The 19,147-nt window shown below is 47.2% G+C and carries 6 protein-coding genes, 9 tRNA genes and 6 rRNA genes; all 21 read left to right on the top strand.

Features of this window, described 5'->3' with window-relative positions; genetic code table 11:
* Positions 1-200: 200 nt before the first annotated feature.
* The 21 genes from K8L98_RS00510 (at position 201) to disA (ending at position 19,018) form a co-directional block, all read left to right on the top strand.
* Positions 201-1,738: ribosomal RNA gene (locus K8L98_RS00510) — 16S ribosomal RNA — on the top strand.
* A 234-nt stretch (positions 1,739-1,972) separates the two neighbouring features.
* A 23S ribosomal RNA gene (locus K8L98_RS00515) occupies positions 1,973-4,903 on the top strand.
* A 91-nt stretch (positions 4,904-4,994) separates the two neighbouring features.
* Positions 4,995-5,110: ribosomal RNA gene (gene rrf, locus K8L98_RS00520) — 5S ribosomal RNA — on the top strand.
* Between the two features lie 37 nt (positions 5,111-5,147).
* Positions 5,148-5,223 (top strand) — tRNA-Val (locus K8L98_RS00525).
* 46 nt (positions 5,224-5,269) lie between these two features.
* Positions 5,270-5,345, top strand: a tRNA-Thr gene (locus K8L98_RS00530).
* A gap of 172 nt (positions 5,346-5,517) precedes the next feature.
* A tRNA-Lys gene (locus tag K8L98_RS00535) sits at positions 5,518-5,593 on the top strand.
* A gap of 14 nt (positions 5,594-5,607) precedes the next feature.
* A tRNA-Leu gene (locus K8L98_RS00540) sits at positions 5,608-5,688 on the top strand.
* Positions 5,689-5,697: 9 nt separating this feature from the next.
* Positions 5,698-5,769 (top strand) — tRNA-Gly (locus K8L98_RS00545).
* A gap of 10 nt (positions 5,770-5,779) precedes the next feature.
* A tRNA-Leu gene (locus K8L98_RS00550) sits at positions 5,780-5,868 on the top strand.
* A gap of 14 nt (positions 5,869-5,882) precedes the next feature.
* Positions 5,883-5,959 (top strand) — tRNA-Arg (locus K8L98_RS00555).
* A 4-nt stretch (positions 5,960-5,963) separates the two neighbouring features.
* Positions 5,964-6,040, top strand: a tRNA-Pro gene (locus K8L98_RS00560).
* A 16-nt stretch (positions 6,041-6,056) separates the two neighbouring features.
* Positions 6,057-6,132: transfer RNA gene (locus tag K8L98_RS00565), tRNA-Ala, on the top strand.
* 153 nt (positions 6,133-6,285) lie between these two features.
* Positions 6,286-7,823 (top strand): 16S ribosomal RNA (locus K8L98_RS00570).
* Between the two features lie 234 nt (positions 7,824-8,057).
* Positions 8,058-10,988: ribosomal RNA gene (locus K8L98_RS00575) — 23S ribosomal RNA — on the top strand.
* Between the two features lie 91 nt (positions 10,989-11,079).
* Positions 11,080-11,195: ribosomal RNA gene (gene rrf, locus K8L98_RS00580) — 5S ribosomal RNA — on the top strand.
* The 16S, 23S and 5S rRNA genes sit together here with 9 tRNA genes alongside, the layout of an rRNA operon.
* A gap of 665 nt (positions 11,196-11,860) precedes the next feature.
* Positions 11,861-12,322: a CtsR family transcriptional regulator gene (locus K8L98_RS00585; protein WP_223438914.1), complete on the top strand. Its 462-nt coding sequence runs from the start codon at positions 11,861-11,863 to the stop codon at positions 12,320-12,322.
* Positions 12,323-12,338: 16 nt separating this feature from the next.
* Positions 12,339-12,884 carry a protein-arginine kinase activator protein McsA gene (locus tag K8L98_RS00590; protein ID WP_223438915.1) on the top strand — a complete coding sequence of 182 codons (546 nt, stop codon included), beginning with the start codon at positions 12,339-12,341 and terminating at the stop codon, positions 12,882-12,884.
* A gap of 1 nt (position 12,885) precedes the next feature.
* Entirely contained in the window at positions 12,886-13,977 is a 1,092-nt protein-coding gene (locus K8L98_RS00595; RefSeq protein WP_223438916.1) for a protein-arginine kinase McsB, read from the top strand.
* Positions 13,974-16,421: an ATP-dependent protease ATP-binding subunit ClpC gene (gene clpC / locus K8L98_RS00600; protein ID WP_223438917.1), complete on the top strand. Its 2,448-nt coding sequence runs from the start codon at positions 13,974-13,976 to the stop codon at positions 16,419-16,421. Before K8L98_RS00595 ends, clpC begins: the two co-directional genes overlap by 4 nt.
* 127 nt (positions 16,422-16,548) lie before the next feature.
* Positions 16,549-17,931 carry a DNA repair protein RadA gene (gene radA, locus K8L98_RS00605; protein WP_223438918.1) on the top strand — a complete coding sequence of 461 codons (1,383 nt, stop codon included), beginning with the start codon at positions 16,549-16,551 and terminating at the stop codon, positions 17,929-17,931.
* Positions 17,932-17,935: 4 nt separating this feature from the next.
* Complete coding sequence (gene disA / locus K8L98_RS00610; protein WP_223438919.1) at positions 17,936-19,018, top strand: DNA integrity scanning diadenylate cyclase DisA; 1,083 nt, start codon at positions 17,936-17,938, stop codon at positions 19,016-19,018.
* The last annotated feature ends 129 nt before the right edge of the window (positions 19,019-19,147 follow it).

Raw genomic sequence — 19,147 nt, forward strand, 5'->3', positions numbered from 1 at the left:
ATATATTATTAAACGTTGCCGCAAAAAAGCGGACTAACAAAAAAATAAAAAGTTGAAAAGAGTGCTTGACTTAACAAATCAACAATGGTATGATTTAAAAGTTGCTCTTGAAGCAAATGATCTTTGAAAACTAAACAAAACCAAAAGCGTACCAAACGTTTTAAATTTTTGAAGTCAGCAACAAATTGAGTCACAAATTTTCTTCGGAGAGTTTGATCCTGGCTCAGGACGAACGCTGGCGGCGTGCCTAATACATGCAAGTCGAGCGGACCTCTTCGGAGGTCAGCGGCGGACGGGTGAGTAACACGTGGGCAACCTGCCTGTAAGACTGGGATAACTCCGGGAAACCGGAGCTAATACCGGATAGTATCTTGAACCGCATGGTTCAAGTTGGAAAGACGGTTTCGGCTGTCACTTACAGATGGGCCCGCGGCGCATTAGCTAGTTGGTGAGGTAATGGCTCACCAAGGCAACGATGCGTAGCCGACCTGAGAGGGTGATCGGCCACACTGGGACTGAGACACGGCCCAGACTCCTACGGGAGGCAGCAGTAGGGAATCTTCCGCAATGGACGAAAGTCTGACGGAGCAACGCCGCGTGAGTGATGAAGGTTTTCGGATCGTAAAACTCTGTTGTTAGGGAAGAACAAGTGCGAGAGTAACTGCTCGCACCTTGACGGTACCTAACCAGAAAGCCACGGCTAACTACGTGCCAGCAGCCGCGGTAATACGTAGGTGGCAAGCGTTGTCCGGAATTATTGGGCGTAAAGCGCGCGCAGGCGGTTTCTTAAGTCTGATGTGAAAGCCCCCGGCTCAACCGGGGAGGGTCATTGGAAACTGGGAAACTTGAGTGCAGAAGAGGAGAGTGGAATTCCACGTGTAGCGGTGAAATGCGTAGAGATGTGGAGGAACACCAGTGGCGAAGGCGACTCTCTGGTCTGTAACTGACGCTGAGGCGCGAAAGCGTGGGGAGCGAACAGGATTAGATACCCTGGTAGTCCACGCCGTAAACGATGAGTGCTAAGTGTTAGAGGGTTTCCGCCCTTTAGTGCTGCAGCTAACGCATTAAGCACTCCGCCTGGGGAGTACGGTCGCAAGACTGAAACTCAAAGGAATTGACGGGGGCCCGCACAAGCGGTGGAGCATGTGGTTTAATTCGAAGCAACGCGAAGAACCTTACCAGGTCTTGACATCCTTTGCCACTTCTAGAGATAGAAGGTTCCCCTTCGGGGGACAAAGTGACAGGTGGTGCATGGTTGTCGTCAGCTCGTGTCGTGAGATGTTGGGTTAAGTCCCGCAACGAGCGCAACCCTTGATCTTAGTTGCCAGCATTCAGTTGGGCACTCTAAGGTGACTGCCGGTGACAAACCGGAGGAAGGTGGGGATGACGTCAAATCATCATGCCCCTTATGACCTGGGCTACACACGTGCTACAATGGATGGTACAAAGGGCTGCGAGACCGCGAGGTTTAGCCAATCCCATAAAACCATTCTCAGTTCGGATTGCAGGCTGCAACTCGCCTGCATGAAGCTGGAATCGCTAGTAATCGCGGATCAGCATGCCGCGGTGAATACGTTCCCGGGCCTTGTACACACCGCCCGTCACACCACGAGAGTTTGCAACACCCGAAGTCGGTGGGGTAACCGCAAGGAGCCAGCCGCCTAAGGTGGGGTAGATGATTGGGGTGAAGTCGTAACAAGGTAGCCGTATCGGAAGGTGCGGCTGGATCACCTCCTTTCTAAGGAAGATATGAGGACGCTTTTGGTTTTTGTTTAGTTTTGAGAGATCATTCTCTCTATGATAAAAGACAAATCATCCGATTTGTCGGTTGTTCTTTGAAAACTAGATAACGTAATTGATAACAAGTAATTCACTGAGATTTACGCTTACCATAATTAGTGATTTTCTAGACATTTATGTCTAAACAAACAACGAAATGCGAAACGCATCTTATGATGCGGTTGACCATTTAGGTTAAGTTATGAAGGGCGCACGGTGGATGCCTTGGCACTAGGAGCCGATGAAGGACGGGACTAACACCGATATGCTTTGGGGAGCTGTAAGTAAGCTTTGATCCAGAGATTTCCGAATGGGGAAACCCACTGTTCGTAATGGAACAGTATCTTTATCTGAATACATAGGATAATGAAGGCAGACCCGGGGAACTGAAACATCTAAGTACCCGGAGGAAGAGAAAGCAAACGCGATTTCCCAAGTAGCGGCGAGCGAAACGGAATTAGCCCAAACCAAGAGGCTTGCCTCTTGGGGTTGTAGGACACTCTATACGGAGTTACAAAGGAACGGGGTAGATGAAGCGACCTGGAAAGGTCCGTCAGAGAAGGTAATAACCCTGTAGTCGAAACTTCGTTCCCTCCAGAGTGGATCCTGAGTACGGCGGGACACGAGAAATCCCGTCGGAAGCAGGGAGGACCATCTCCCAAGGCTAAATACTCCCTAGTGACCGATAGTGAACCAGTACCGTGAGGGAAAGGTGAAAAGCACCCCGGAAGGGGAGTGAAAAGATCCTGAAACCGTGTGCTTACAAGTAGTCAGAGCCCGTTAATGGGTGATGGCGTGCCTTTTGTAGAATGAACCGGCGAGTTACGATCCCGTGCAAGGTTAAGTTGATGAGACGGAGCCGCAGCGAAAGCGAGTCTGAATAGGGCGTTTTAGTACGTGGTCGTAGACCCGAAACCAGGTGATCTACCCATGTCCAGGGTGAAGTTCAGGTAACACTGAATGGAGGCCCGAACCCACGCACGTTGAAAAGTGCGGGGATGAGGTGTGGGTAGCGGAGAAATTCCAATCGAACCTGGAGATAGCTGGTTCTCTCCGAAATAGCTTTAGGGCTAGCCTCAAGTATGAGAGTCTTGGAGGTAGAGCACTGATTGGACTAGGGGCCCTCATCGGGTTACCGAATTCAGTCAAACTCCGAATGCCAAAGACTTGCTCCTTGGGAGTCAGACTGCGAGTGATAAGATCCGTAGTCAAGAGGGAAACAGCCCAGACCACCAGCTAAGGTCCCAAAGTATACGTTAAGTGGAAAAGGATGTGGAGTTGCTTAGACAACCAGGATGTTGGCTTAGAAGCAGCCACCATTTAAAGAGTGCGTAATAGCTCACTGGTCGAGTGACTCTGCGCCGAAAATGTACCGGGGCTAAACGTATCACCGAAGCTGTGGACTGTTCTTACGAACAGTGGTAGGAGAGCGTTCTAAGGGCGTTGAAGCTAGACCGTAAGGACTGGTGGAGCGCTTAGAAGTGAGAATGCCGGTATGAGTAGCGAAAGAGGGGTGAGAATCCCCTCCACCGAATGCCTAAGGTTTCCTGAGGAAGGCTCGTCCGCTCAGGGTTAGTCGGGACCTAAGCCGAGGCCGAAAGGCGTAGGCGATGGACAACAGGTTGATATTCCTGTACCACCTCCTCACCATTTGAGCAATGGGGGGACGCAGGAGGATAGGGCAAGCGCGCTGTTGGATATGCGCGTCCAAGCAGTTAGGCTGAGAAGTAGGCAAATCCGCTTCTCATATAAGGCTGAGCTGTGATGGCGAGGGAAATTTAGTACCGAAGTTCCTGATTCCACACTGCCAAGAAAAGCCTCTAGCGAGGTGAGAGGTGCCCGTACCGCAAACCGACACAGGTAGGCGAGGAGAGAATCCTAAGGTGAGCGAGAGAACTCTCGTTAAGGAACTCGGCAAAATGACCCCGTAACTTCGGGAGAAGGGGTGCTTTTTAGGGTTCATAGCCCTGAAAAGCCGCAGTGAATAGGCCCAGGCGACTGTTTAGCAAAAACACAGGTCTCTGCGAAGCCGCAAGGCGAAGTATAGGGGCTGACGCCTGCCCGGTGCTGGAAGGTTAAGAGGAGAGGTTAGCGCAAGCGAAGCTTTGAATTGAAGCCCCAGTAAACGGCGGCCGTAACTATAACGGTCCTAAGGTAGCGAAATTCCTTGTCGGGTAAGTTCCGACCCGCACGAAAGGCGTAACGATCTGGGCACTGTCTCAACGAGAGACTCGGTGAAATTATAGTACCTGTGAAGATGCAGGTTACCCGCGACAGGACGGAAAGACCCCGTGGAGCTTTACTGTAGCCTGATATTGAATTTTGGTACAGCTTGTACAGGATAGGTAGGAGCCTTGGAAGCCGGAGCGCCAGCTTCGGTGGAGGCATTGGTGGGATACTACCCTTGCTGTATTGAAATTCTAACCCACAGCCCTGATCGGGCTGGGAGACAGTGTCAGGTGGGCAGTTTGACTGGGGCGGTCGCCTCCTAAAATGTAACGGAGGCGCCCAAAGGTTCCCTCAGAATGGTTGGAAATCATTCGCAGAGTGTAAAGGCACAAGGGAGCTTGACTGCGAGACCTACAAGTCGAGCAGGGACGAAAGTCGGGCTTAGTGATCCGGTGGTTCCGCATGGAAGGGCCATCGCTCAACGGATAAAAGCTACCCCGGGGATAACAGGCTTATCTCCCCCAAGAGTCCACATCGACGGGGAGGTTTGGCACCTCGATGTCGGCTCATCGCATCCTGGGGCTGTAGTCGGTCCCAAGGGTTGGGCTGTTCGCCCATTAAAGCGGTACGCGAGCTGGGTTCAGAACGTCGTGAGACAGTTCGGTCCCTATCCGTCGTGGGCGCAGGAAATTTGAGAGGAGCTGTCCTTAGTACGAGAGGACCGGGATGGACGCACCGCTGGTGTACCAGTTGTCTTGCCAAAGGCATCGCTGGGTAGCTATGTGCGGAAGGGATAAGTGCTGAAAGCATCTAAGCATGAAGCCCCCCTCAAGATGAGATTTCCCATCACGCAAGTGAGTAAGAACCCTGAAAGATGATCAGGTTGATAGGTCTGAGGTGGAAGCGCGGTGACGTGTGGAGCTGACAGATACTAATCGTTCGAGGACTTAACCACAGTCTAATAAAGTGTAAAACCTAAGTGAAAACTTGTTATCATACGTTATTTAGTTTTGAAAGAATAACATTCTTTCTTCAATTGCATATTGTCTGGTGATGATGGCAAAGAGGTCACACCCGTTCCCATGCCGAACACGGAAGTTAAGCTCTTTAGCGCCGATGGTAGTTGGGGGTTTCCCCCTGTGAGAGTAGGACGTTGCCAGGCAGTATACTTTTATACTTAAGCACGAAAGTGCTGTAATGGAGGATTAGCTCAGCTGGGAGAGCATCTGCCTTACAAGCAGAGGGTCGGCGGTTCGAGCCCGTCATCCTCCACCATTTATTCTTTACAGCTGCATAATATCAGCAAACCTTACTATTAAATGCCGGTGTAGCTCAATTGGTAGAGCAACTGACTTGTAATCAGTAGGTTGGGGGTTCAAGTCCTCTTGCCGGCACCACTTTTTTACCGTAACATGTTTTATTTATAAACTATGTGCCATTAGCTCAGTCGGTAGAGCACGACCGAGTAATCTTCGAAGCTTGCGCTTCAGCACACAAATTGAGCCACTCCTTGAATAATCTTTCTGAGATTTGGGTGTCTTGCAAAACTAAAGAGTGTATTTTAACTATGTGCCATTAGCTCAGTCGGTAGAGCATCTGACTTTTAATCAGAGGGTCGAAGGTTCGAGTCCTTCATGGCACACCATTTTTCCTTAATATGCGGGTGTGGCGGAATTGGCAGACGCGCTAGACTTAGGATCTAGTGTCTTTGACGTGGGGGTTCGAGTCCCTTCACCCGCATCATATTTTGCGGAAGTAGTTCAGTGGTAGAACACCACCTTGCCAAGGTGGGGGTCGCGGGTTCGAATCCCGTCTTCCGCTCTTTACTTGCGCCGGGGTGGCGGAACTGGCAGACGCACAGGACTTAAAATCCTGCGGTAGGTGACTACCGTACCGGTTCGATTCCGGTCCTCGGCACCACTTATATCACATATGCGCCCGTAGCTCAATTGGATAGAGCGTTTGACTACGGATCAAAAGGTTATGGGTTCGACTCCTATCGGGCGCGCCATATACGGGAAGTAGCTCAGCTTGGTAGAGCACTTGGTTTGGGACCAAGGGGTCGCAGGTTCGAATCCTGTCTTCCCGACCATCTTTACCTTTTAATTGGGGCCTTAGCTCAGCTGGGAGAGCGCCTGCCTTGCACGCAGGAGGTCAGCGGTTCGATCCCGCTAGGCTCCACCAATTATTATTAAAAAGTTGTTGACTTAACAAATCAACAATGGTATGATTTAAAAGTTGCTCTTGAAGCAAATGATCTTTGAAAACTAAACAAAACCAAAAGCGTACCAAACGTTTTAAATTTTTGAAGTCAGCAACAAATTGAGTCACAAATTTTCTTCGGAGAGTTTGATCCTGGCTCAGGACGAACGCTGGCGGCGTGCCTAATACATGCAAGTCGAGCGGACCTCTTCGGAGGTCAGCGGCGGACGGGTGAGTAACACGTGGGCAACCTGCCTGTAAGACTGGGATAACTCCGGGAAACCGGAGCTAATACCGGATAGTATCTTGAACCGCATGGTTCAAGTTGGAAAGACGGTTTCGGCTGTCACTTACAGATGGGCCCGCGGCGCATTAGCTAGTTGGTGAGGTAATGGCTCACCAAGGCAACGATGCGTAGCCGACCTGAGAGGGTGATCGGCCACACTGGGACTGAGACACGGCCCAGACTCCTACGGGAGGCAGCAGTAGGGAATCTTCCGCAATGGACGAAAGTCTGACGGAGCAACGCCGCGTGAGTGATGAAGGTTTTCGGATCGTAAAACTCTGTTGTTAGGGAAGAACAAGTGCGAGAGTAACTGCTCGCACCTTGACGGTACCTAACCAGAAAGCCACGGCTAACTACGTGCCAGCAGCCGCGGTAATACGTAGGTGGCAAGCGTTGTCCGGAATTATTGGGCGTAAAGCGCGCGCAGGCGGTTTCTTAAGTCTGATGTGAAAGCCCCCGGCTCAACCGGGGAGGGTCATTGGAAACTGGGAAACTTGAGTGCAGAAGAGGAGAGTGGAATTCCACGTGTAGCGGTGAAATGCGTAGAGATGTGGAGGAACACCAGTGGCGAAGGCGACTCTCTGGTCTGTAACTGACGCTGAGGCGCGAAAGCGTGGGGAGCGAACAGGATTAGATACCCTGGTAGTCCACGCCGTAAACGATGAGTGCTAAGTGTTAGAGGGTTTCCGCCCTTTAGTGCTGCAGCTAACGCATTAAGCACTCCGCCTGGGGAGTACGGTCGCAAGACTGAAACTCAAAGGAATTGACGGGGGCCCGCACAAGCGGTGGAGCATGTGGTTTAATTCGAAGCAACGCGAAGAACCTTACCAGGTCTTGACATCCTTTGCCACTTCTAGAGATAGAAGGTTCCCCTTCGGGGGACAAAGTGACAGGTGGTGCATGGTTGTCGTCAGCTCGTGTCGTGAGATGTTGGGTTAAGTCCCGCAACGAGCGCAACCCTTGATCTTAGTTGCCAGCATTCAGTTGGGCACTCTAAGGTGACTGCCGGTGACAAACCGGAGGAAGGTGGGGATGACGTCAAATCATCATGCCCCTTATGACCTGGGCTACACACGTGCTACAATGGATGGTACAAAGGGCTGCGAGACCGCGAGGTTTAGCCAATCCCATAAAACCATTCTCAGTTCGGATTGCAGGCTGCAACTCGCCTGCATGAAGCTGGAATCGCTAGTAATCGCGGATCAGCATGCCGCGGTGAATACGTTCCCGGGCCTTGTACACACCGCCCGTCACACCACGAGAGTTTGCAACACCCGAAGTCGGTGGGGTAACCGCAAGGAGCCAGCCGCCTAAGGTGGGGTAGATGATTGGGGTGAAGTCGTAACAAGGTAGCCGTATCGGAAGGTGCGGCTGGATCACCTCCTTTCTAAGGAAGATATGAGGACGCTTTTGGTTTTTGTTTAGTTTTGAGAGATCATTCTCTCTATGATAGAAGACAAATCATCCGATTTGTCGGTTGTTCTTTGAAAACTAGATAACGTAATTGATAACAAGTAATTCACTGAGATTTATGCTTACCATAATTAGTGATTTTCTAGACATTTATGTCTAAACAAACAACGAAATGCGAAACGCATCTTGTGATGCGAATGACCATTTAGGTTAAGTTATGAAGGGCGCACGGTGGATGCCTTGGCACTAGGAGCCGATGAAGGACGGGACTAACACCGATATGCTTTGGGGAGCTGTAAGTAAGCTTTGATCCAGAGATTTCCGAATGGGGAAACCCACTGTTCGTAATGGAACAGTATCTTTATCTGAATACATAGGATAATGAAGGCAGACCCGGGGAACTGAAACATCTAAGTACCCGGAGGAAGAGAAAGCAAACGCGATTTCCCAAGTAGCGGCGAGCGAAACGGAATTAGCCCAAACCAAGAGGCTTGCCTCTTGGGGTTGTAGGACACTCTATACGGAGTTACAAAGGAACGGGGTAGATGAAGCGACCTGGAAAGGTCCGTCAGAGAAGGTAATAACCCTGTAGTCGAAACTTCGTTCCCTCCAGAGTGGATCCTGAGTACGGCGGGACACGAGAAATCCCGTCGGAAGCAGGGAGGACCATCTCCCAAGGCTAAATACTCCCTAGTGACCGATAGTGAACCAGTACCGTGAGGGAAAGGTGAAAAGCACCCCGGAAGGGGAGTGAAAAGATCCTGAAACCGTGTGCTTACAAGTAGTCAGAGCCCGTTAATGGGTGATGGCGTGCCTTTTGTAGAATGAACCGGCGAGTTACGATCCCGTGCAAGGTTAAGTTGATGAGACGGAGCCGCAGCGAAAGCGAGTCTGAATAGGGCGTTTTAGTACGTGGTCGTAGACCCGAAACCAGGTGATCTACCCATGTCCAGGGTGAAGTTCAGGTAACACTGAATGGAGGCCCGAACCCACGCACGTTGAAAAGTGCGGGGATGAGGTGTGGGTAGCGGAGAAATTCCAATCGAACCTGGAGATAGCTGGTTCTCTCCGAAATAGCTTTAGGGCTAGCCTCAAGTATGAGAGTCTTGGAGGTAGAGCACTGATTGGACTAGGGGCCCTCATCGGGTTACCGAATTCAGTCAAACTCCGAATGCCAAAGACTTGCTCCTTGGGAGTCAGACTGCGAGTGATAAGATCCGTAGTCAAGAGGGAAACAGCCCAGACCACCAGCTAAGGTCCCAAAGTATACGTTAAGTGGAAAAGGATGTGGAGTTGCTTAGACAACCAGGATGTTGGCTTAGAAGCAGCCACCATTTAAAGAGTGCGTAATAGCTCACTGGTCGAGTGACTCTGCGCCGAAAATGTACCGGGGCTAAACGTATCACCGAAGCTGTGGACTGTTCTTACGAACAGTGGTAGGAGAGCGTTCTAAGGGCGTTGAAGCTAGACCGTAAGGACTGGTGGAGCGCTTAGAAGTGAGAATGCCGGTATGAGTAGCGAAAGAGGGGTGAGAATCCCCTCCACCGAATGCCTAAGGTTTCCTGAGGAAGGCTCGTCCGCTCAGGGTTAGTCGGGACCTAAGCCGAGGCCGAAAGGCGTAGGCGATGGACAACAGGTTGATATTCCTGTACCACCTCCTCACCATTTGAGCAATGGGGGGACGCAGGAGGATAGGGCAAGCGCGCTGTTGGATATGCGCGTCCAAGCAGTTAGGCTGAGAAGTAGGCAAATCCGCTTCTCATATAAGGCTGAGCTGTGATGGCGAGGGAAATTTAGTACCGAAGTTCCTGATTCCACACTGCCAAGAAAAGCCTCTAGCGAGGTGAGAGGTGCCCGTACCGCAAACCGACACAGGTAGGCGAGGAGAGAATCCTAAGGTGAGCGAGAGAACTCTCGTTAAGGAACTCGGCAAAATGACCCCGTAACTTCGGGAGAAGGGGTGCTTTTTAGGGTTCATAGCCCTGAAAAGCCGCAGTGAATAGGCCCAGGCGACTGTTTAGCAAAAACACAGGTCTCTGCGAAGCCGCAAGGCGAAGTATAGGGGCTGACGCCTGCCCGGTGCTGGAAGGTTAAGAGGAGAGGTTAGCGCAAGCGAAGCTTTGAATTGAAGCCCCAGTAAACGGCGGCCGTAACTATAACGGTCCTAAGGTAGCGAAATTCCTTGTCGGGTAAGTTCCGACCCGCACGAAAGGCGTAACGATCTGGGCACTGTCTCAACGAGAGACTCGGTGAAATTATAGTACCTGTGAAGATGCAGGTTACCCGCGACAGGACGGAAAGACCCCGTGGAGCTTTACTGTAGCCTGATATTGAATTTTGGTACAGCTTGTACAGGATAGGTAGGAGCCTTGGAAGCCGGAGCGCCAGCTTCGGTGGAGGCATTGGTGGGATACTACCCTTGCTGTATTGAAATTCTAACCCACAGCCCTGATCGGGCTGGGAGACAGTGTCAGGTGGGCAGTTTGACTGGGGCGGTCGCCTCCTAAAATGTAACGGAGGCGCCCAAAGGTTCCCTCAGAATGGTTGGAAATCATTCGCAGAGTGTAAAGGCACAAGGGAGCTTGACTGCGAGACCTACAAGTCGAGCAGGGACGAAAGTCGGGCTTAGTGATCCGGTGGTTCCGCATGGAAGGGCCATCGCTCAACGGATAAAAGCTACCCCGGGGATAACAGGCTTATCTCCCCCAAGAGTCCACATCGACGGGGAGGTTTGGCACCTCGATGTCGGCTCATCGCATCCTGGGGCTGTAGTCGGTCCCAAGGGTTGGGCTGTTCGCCCATTAAAGCGGTACGCGAGCTGGGTTCAGAACGTCGTGAGACAGTTCGGTCCCTATCCGTCGTGGGCGCAGGAAATTTGAGAGGAGCTGTCCTTAGTACGAGAGGACCGGGATGGACGCACCGCTGGTGTACCAGTTGTCTTGCCAAAGGCATCGCTGGGTAGCTATGTGCGGAAGGGATAAGTGCTGAAAGCATCTAAGCATGAAGCCCCCCTCAAGATGAGATTTCCCATCACGCAAGTGAGTAAGAACCCTGAAAGATGATCAGGTTGATAGGTCTGAGGTGGAAGCGCGGTGACGTGTGGAGCTGACAGATACTAATCGTTCGAGGACTTAACCACAGTCTAATAAAGTGTAAAACCTAAGTGAAAACTTGTTATCATACGTTATTTAGTTTTGAAAGAATAACATTCTTTCTTCAATTGCATATTGTCTGGTGATGATGGCAAAGAGGTCACACCCGTTCCCATGCCGAACACGGAAGTTAAGCTCTTTAGCGCCGATGGTAGTTGGGGGTTTCCCCCTGTGAGAGTAGGACGTTGCCAGGCACGCAAATAAAAAGAACAGCAGAGATGCTGTTCTTTTTTGTATGAAAAAAATAAAAGGGCAGAGGACCTTTAGAGGGTTGGCGGCTGGAAGCAGGTTTTACTTTTTAGTAAGACTGCACGGATAAAAAGTAATTGGCTGAAAGGGGCATAAAACCGTGCAGAGCACGCATAAATGTTGTTCCAGCGCGTATAACTTGGCCGTGAACGAGCTCATATGCCCGGTGAGTGTGGCATAACATAAATTCTCTTCTAGGAAGGAGACAGGAGACAAAACCAGTGTATGATGGGGATGAGGCTCAAAATAAGAAGAGTAGTTTCAAAATGAGAACAAGTAAAATTAATCATTTATAGCATTTTAAACAGTGCTTCAGCAGTCTGAACTGTGAGGAAGAGATAAACCGCCCTTCTATTAGAAAAAGATATTCCCTTTCATGAATCCTGTTTTTTAGACGTATATATAACGTAACCCTCCATGTTTTTATCCCTTAATTAAAAATTCCTCTAAGCAGCCAGTAAATAAAATGGTGATTCCTGTTTAAAAACGTTTCACTGCCGTTAATAATGGAAATAGATAAATGAGTGGTTATAAGTTGAAAAAAAGTGAACTTCGTTTTATATTAGTGTTAAAGTCAAATATAGTCAAAGTCAAGTTAGGGGGAGGCGGAGTGCGGAATATTTCGGATGTCATTGAACAGTATTTGAAGCAGGTGCTCACTACGAGCGGTAAAGAAATCGTTGAAATCAAAAGAAGCGAGATTGCGGATAAGTTTCAATGTGTGCCCTCACAAATAAATTATGTGATTAATACGCGTTTTACTATTGAAAGAGGGTATATAGTAGAGAGTAAGAGAGGCGGCGGAGGCTACATTCGTATCATTAAGGTGAAATCGAACGATGCTGCCCACTTAATTGATCAGATATTGGGAATTATCGATAGACGGATTTCGCAAACCGCTGCTGAAGATCTTATTTTAAGGCTGGTTAATGAAGAAGTGATTTCAAGACGTGAAGCGAAGATTATGCTGAGTGTAATTGACCGTTCCGTCTTATATATTGATTTGCCGCATAGAGACGAGTTAAGAGCAAGGATGATAAAAGCTATGCTGACTTCCTTGAAATACCGATGAAAGCAGGTGAACAGACTTGATTTGCCAGGAATGCAATGAAAGGCCGGCAACTTTTCATTTTACAAAAGTAGTGAACGGCGAAAAGACAGAGATTCATATTTGTGAACAATGTGCACAGGATAACAGTTCGATGTTTATTGACAACAGTACTGGTTTTTCAATTAATAACTTATTAGCAGGTTTATTAAATATGGAACCTTCTATTTCAAAAACTAAGCAGGATGTTTTTAAGAAAAATGAAGTTTTGCAGTGCAGCAGATGTCAGATGACATTTCAGCAGTTTACAAAAGTCGGCCGTTTTGGCTGTTCGGAGTGCTATCGGACTTTTAATGATCAGATAAATCCTATTTTAAGGAGGGTCCATAGCGGAAACACTGTTCATGCGGGTAAAATTCCTGAACGAATTGGCGGTAGCATTCACGTCCGCAAACGAATAGAGTTATTAAAACAGAATCTTAAAGATTTGATACATCAAGAAGAATTTGAAAAAGCTGCTGAGACTCGAGATGAAATCCGTTCGCTTGAACTGAAATTAAAGAGTTCCAGAGGAGGAGAATCCTGATATGTCACTTCAGCAATTTATCAATCAGGCAATGAGCGCCTGGATGAGCAAGGAAGGACCTGATTCTGACATTGTTCTCAGCAGCAGAGTCAGGCTTGCAAGAAATATTGAGAAATATAAGTTTCCAACGATCGCGTCAAATGAAGAATCACAGGAAATTTTAAGCCTTTTTGAAGAAACTTTTTCGGATAAAAGTGTGAATGAAATTGGCAAGCTTGAAATGCTCAGGATGGAAGATCTGCAGCCCAATCAAAAAAGGGTTTTAGTTGAAAAACATTTAATTAGTCCAAATTTAGCGGAAGATTCTTCTTTTGGCGGATGTTTATTATCAGAAAATGAAGAAGTCAGCATTATGCTGAATGAAGAGGATCATATTCGAATTCAATGTTTATATCCAGGACTTCAGTTAAAAGAAGCATTAAAATCAGCAAGTGAGCTGGATGATTGGATGGAACACGCTGTAGATTACGCATTTGACGAGCAGAGAGGATACTTAACAAGCTGTCCGACAAATGTCGGAACAGGCCTTAGAGCATCAGTTATGATGCACTTGCCTGCACTTGTCCTGACACAGCAGATGAACCGGATAATTCCGGCAATTAATCAATTAGGTCTGGTTGTTAGAGGAATTTACGGGGAAGGCAGCGAAGCATTAGGTAACATCTTTCAGATTTCAAATCAGATTACACTGGGGAAGTCTGAAGACGATATAGTAGAGGATTTGCTGAGTGTTGTCCATCAGCTGATTGACAAGGAGCGTTCTGCACGCGAAGCCTTATATAAAACGTCGCAGATGCCTCTTGAAGACCGTGTGTTCAGATCTCTCGGCACTCTGACATACAGCCGTATAATCGAGTCTAAAGAAGCCGCCAAATGTTTATCAGATGTCAGGCTGGGAATAGACTTAGATATTATTAAAGACATTTCCAGAAACATATTAAATGAGTTAATGATTTTAACTCAGCCTGGTTTTCTGCAGCAATATTCTGGCGGGGCTTTAAGACCGGATGAACGGGATATAAGAAGAGCTTCCTTAATAAGAGAAAGATTAAACCTAGAAATGGTCAAAAGGATGGAGGATGATGAAGTATGATGTTTGGAAGATTCACTGAGCGGGCTCAAAAAGTTCTTGCACTGGCACAAGAGGAAGCAGTTCGACTGGGACATAATAATATCGGCACAGAACATATTCTTCTTGGTCTTGTACGTGAAGGCGAAGGAATTGCTGCAAAAGCACTGACAGCACTTGGCCTTGGTTCAGATAAAATTCAAAAAGAAGTAGAGAGCCTAATCGGGAGAGGGCAAGAAATTTCTCAAACGATTCACTATACTCCGCGGGCGAAAAAAGTCATCGAGCTTTCAATGGATGAAGCAAGAAAGCTTGGTCATTCTTACGTTGGCACTGAGCATATCCTTTTAGGTCTTATCCGTGAAGGTGAAGGTGTAGCAGCAAGAGTTCTTAACAATCTTGGAGTAAGTTTAAATAAAGCACGCCAGCAAGTTCTTCAGCTTTTGGGCAGCAATGAATCAGGATCGGGGCATCAGGGCGGCTCAATGAACAATGCCAATACACCCACCCTTGACAGTCTTGCACGCGACTTGACTGCCATTGCACGTGAAGGCAGCTTAGACCCTGTTATCGGCCGAAGCAAAGAGATTCAGAGGGTCATTGAGGTACTGAGCCGCAGAACGAAAAACAATCCAGTCTTAATTGGGGAGCCTGGAGTAGGTAAAACGGCAATCGCAGAGGGATTGGCTCAGCAGATCGTAAATAATGAGGTTCCTGAAATTCTCCGTGATAAACGAGTGATGACTCTAGATATGGGAACTGTTGTAGCAGGAACGAAATACCGCGGTGAGTTTGAGGACCGTCTTAAGAAAGTGATGGACGAAATTCGCCAGGCTGGCAACATTATTTTATTCATTGATGAATTGCATACACTAATTGGAGCTGGAGGCGCAGAGGGCGCAATCGACGCTTCAAATATTCTTAAGCCATCACTTGCAAGAGGTGAATTGCAGTGTATTGGAGCAACAACTCTTGATGAGTACCGCAAATATATTGAAAAAGATGCTGCTTTGGAACGACGCTTCCAGCCAATCCAGGTTGATGAGCCTACAGCTGAAGAAAGCATCCTGATTTTAAAAGGGCTTCGTGACCGCTATGAGGCTCATCACAGAGTATCCATTACAGATGAAGCGATCGATGCTGCAGTAAAACTATCAGACCGTTACATTTCAGATCGGTTCTTACCAGATAAGGCGATCGATTTGATTGATGAGGCAGGTTCAAAAGTGCGCCTTCGTTCATTCACGACTCCTCCAAATTTAAAAGAGCTTGAAATGAAGCTTGAAGAAGTGCGAAAAGAAAAGGATGCATCTGTTCAGAGCCAGGAGTTTGAAAAGGCAGCTTCATTGCGCGATACAGAACAGCGCCTTCGTGAACAGCTTGAGGAAACGAAGAAAACATGGAAAGAAAAACAAGGTCAGGAAAACTCCGAGGTCACAGTTGAGGATATTGCCATGGTTGTGGCCAGCTGGACTGGAATACCTGTATCACGACTTGCTCAAAAAGAAACAGATAAACTTCTGAACATGGAGCAAATCCTCCATAACCGTGTAATTGGCCAAGACGAGGCTGTTGTTGCAGTTGCGAAAGCCGTACGCCGTGCAAGAGCAGGCTTAAAGGATCCAAAGCGCCCAATCGGTTCTTTCGTTTTCTTGGGACCTACTGGAGTAGGGAAAACAGAGCTTGCACGTGCACTTGCAGAATCTATTTTTGGTGACGAAGATGCCATGATCCGCATTGATATGTCTGAATATATGGAGAAGCATTCTACATCCAGACTTGTCGGTTCACCTCCAGGGTATGTCGGCTATGAGGAAGGCGGACAACTGACAGAGAAAGTGCGCAGAAAGCCTTACTCAGTTGTACTTCTTGATGAGATTGAAAAAGCACATCCGGATGTCTTTAACATTCTCCTTCAAGTTCTAGAGGATGGACGTTTAACAGATTCTAAAGGAAGAACAGTTGATTTCAGAAATACGATTTTAATCATGACTTCTAATGTAGGGGCAAGCGAGCTTAAACGCAACAAATACGTTGGCTTCAATGTACAGGACGAAGCGCAGGATTATAAAGATATGAAAGGCAAGGTAATGAGTGAACTCAAAAAAGCATTCAGACCTGAGTTCTTAAACCGTATTGACGAAATCATCGTGTTCCATTCTCTTGAGAAGAAGCACATTAAAGAAATCGTAACGCTGATGGCGGATCAGTTGATGAAACGTCTAGCAGAGCAGGATCTAGTGCTTGAGCTGACGGATGCCGCTCAGGATAAAATAGCAGATGAGGGATTTGATCCTGAATATGGTGCCCGTCCTCTAAGAAGAGCCATTCAAAAGCATGTAGAAGATCGTCTGTCAGAAGAGCTGCTGAGAGGCACAATCGAGAAAGGCCAAAAAGTCGTACTTGATGTAACGGACGGTGAATTTATCGTAAAAAGCTCTGAGGCAGAAGCAGAGAAAATAAAATAATCATCTTAGGCGAAATAATCATGAGGCATACACTTTTTACGTATGCCTCGATTTCGTTTCTGTGATTCACATCAAAAATAACCATTTCTTATTCAAATAGGTAATCTAGTAAGGAAGGACCGAAATAATGGCTAAAACAAAATCGAAATTCATGTGTCTGACGTGCGGATATGAATCTGCCAAATGGATGGGGAAATGTCCAGGCTGCGGCGCATGGAACACGATGACAGAGGAAATTGTCAAAACAGGAACTGCAAATAGAAGAGTTGCCTTTGCGCACTCAGCTCCAGGTCAAACCGCCAATAAACCTTCACCCATTACAAACATTGAAACAACTCAAGAACCGCGCATTAAAACAAACCTGCAGGAATTTAACCGTGTCCTTGGAAGCGGAATTGTAAGGGGCTCCTTAGTGTTAATAGGAGGAGATCCTGGTATAGGAAAATCAACACTTCTGCTTCAAGTTTCTTCTCAGTTAGCCGACAATGGAAACGATGTCTTATATATTTCAGGCGAAGAATCGGTCAAGCAAACGAAAATGAGGGCTGACAGACTTGGTGTTAAATCTGAAAAGCTCTATGTACTTGCTGAAACAGATCTTGAATTTATTTCAAAAGCGATTGATGAAACGAATCCTGCATTTGTAATCGTGGATTCGATCCAAACGGTTTTTCAAAGTGACATTACATCTGCACCGGGGAGTGTTTCACAAGTGCGGGAATGTACTGCTGAACTGATGAGACTCGCGAAAACAAAAGGCATTGCGATCTTTATTGTGGGACATGTCACGAAGGAAGGGTCCATTGCAGGTCCGAGAATCCTAGAACACATGGTTGATACCGTGCTTTATTTTGAAGGAGAACGTCATCATACGTACCGGATTTTAAGGGCGGTGAAAAACCGCTTTGGCTCTACAAATGAAATGGGTATTTTTGAAATGAAAGAAAGCGGTCTTGAGGAGGTACTGAACCCTTCAGAGATTTTTCTTGAGGAACGTTCAAAAGGTGCAGCTGGCTCAACGGTTGTTGCATCGATGGAAGGAACAAGGCCGGTTCTTGTGGAAATTCAGGCGTTAATCTCGCCTACAAGCTTCGGGAATCCGCGAAGAATGGCAACCGGGATTGACCATAATCGTGTACCGCTGTTAATGGCTGTCCTTGAGAAAAGAGTTGGCTTGCTTCTGCAAAACCAGGATGCCTATTTAAAAGTGGCAGGAGGAGTGAAATTAGATGAACCTGCTATTGATTTAGCAATAGCAGTCAGCATAGCTTCAAGCTTTAAGGACGTACCATCAAAAGCGACGGATATCATTATTGGAGAAGTAGGCTTAACAGGCGAAGTCAGACGCGTTTCAAGAATCGAACAGCGCGTCATGGAAGCAGCCAAGCTTGGGTTTAAGCGTGCAATCGTTCCAGAGGCCAACATTGGGGGATGGACGGTGCCGGGGGACATCGAGGTTGTGGGAGTAAAGAACGTCTCAGAGGCCCTGCAGACTACATTAGGGGGGTAGGACAATGATTGATAAAGAGAAAAAAACACATGAAAAAAGCATGAAAGAAATCTTGCAATTTATTGCTCCGGGGACACCTCTCAGAGCTGGAATTGAAAACGTATTGCGGGCAAAAACCGGAGGTCTGATTGTGGTCGGCTTCAGTGATAAAGTAAAAGAGCTGGTAGATGGAGGATTTTACATAAACTCTGCATTTTCCCCGGCTCATCTTTATGAACTGGCTAAAATGGACGGAGCTATTATCCTGAGTGATTCGGGCAATAAAATATTATATGCAAATGCTCAGCTTGTTCCAAATGCTTTTATAGGGTCAATCGAAACAGGTATGCGTCACCGTACGGCAGAGAGAGTGGCGAAGCAGACAGGCAATCTGGTAGTAGCCATTTCACAAAGAAGAAATGTTATTACTCTTTATTACGGAGAGCTTCGTTATGCACTGAGAGACATCGGGGTAATCTTAACGAAGGCAAACCAGGCCATTCAGACGCTTGAGAAATACCGCACCGTTCTTGATCAGTCAATCATAAATCTTGGAGCACTGGAATTTGAAGAACTTGTAACATTTGATGAATTGCTGCAGGTGATTCACCGGATTGAAATGGTTCTTAGAATAAAAAATGAAATCCTAAATTATATTAATGAACTTGGAACGGAAGGGCACCTGATCCGTTTACAGCTGAACGAATTGCTGTCAGATATAGAAGAGGAAGCAGCGCTTGTCATTAAAGATTATTGTTTTGATAAAACACTTGATCCTAAATATGTACTCGATCAATTTCAGGTTCTCACAAATACGGAGCTCTTAGATGACATGGTCCTGCTGAGGCTTCTTGGATATTCAGCACATTTTACCAATCTCGAGGATTTAGTTATGCCCCGTGGCTACAGAGTTCTTAAAAAGATTCCTCGCCTTCCGCCTGTAATAATTGAAAATTTAGTGAACAAATTTACAAATCTGAAACTTATTACGCGTGCAACCGTAGAACAGTTGGATGAGGTTGATGGAATTGGCGAAGTTCGGGCGAAAAAAATTAAAGAAGGTCTGCGCAGGCTGCAGGAGCAACTGCTGATTGATCGTCAAATATAGCGAACTTTTTATGAAACTTTTTGTTTGAACGTTTTAATCCGGCAGATTTAGGTTATATTATTCTTGTTTTTCTTTTTTGGGAAAAGGTATAATCTGTTCTAACATTTCAATCTGTTTACAGCTTTTGAA

Origin of the sequence: Metabacillus dongyingensis (assembly GCF_019933155.2) — a bacterium.
Lineage (GTDB): Bacteria > Bacillota > Bacilli > Bacillales > Bacillaceae > Bacillus_P > Bacillus_P dongyingensis.

Excerpts from the sequence above, each read along its gene's own strand:
- clpC (WP_223438917.1), top strand. The coding sequence starts at position 13,974 with ATGATGTTTGGAAGATTCACTGAGCGGGCTCAAAAAGTTCTTGCACTG.
- radA (WP_223438918.1), top strand. The coding sequence starts at position 16,549 with ATGGCTAAAACAAAATCGAAATTCATGTGTCTGACGTGCGGATATGAA.
- disA (WP_223438919.1), top strand. The coding sequence starts at position 17,936 with ATGATTGATAAAGAGAAAAAAACACATGAAAAAAGCATGAAAGAAATC.
- K8L98_RS00595 (WP_223438916.1), top strand. The coding sequence starts at position 12,886 with ATGTCACTTCAGCAATTTATCAATCAGGCAATGAGCGCCTGGATGAGC.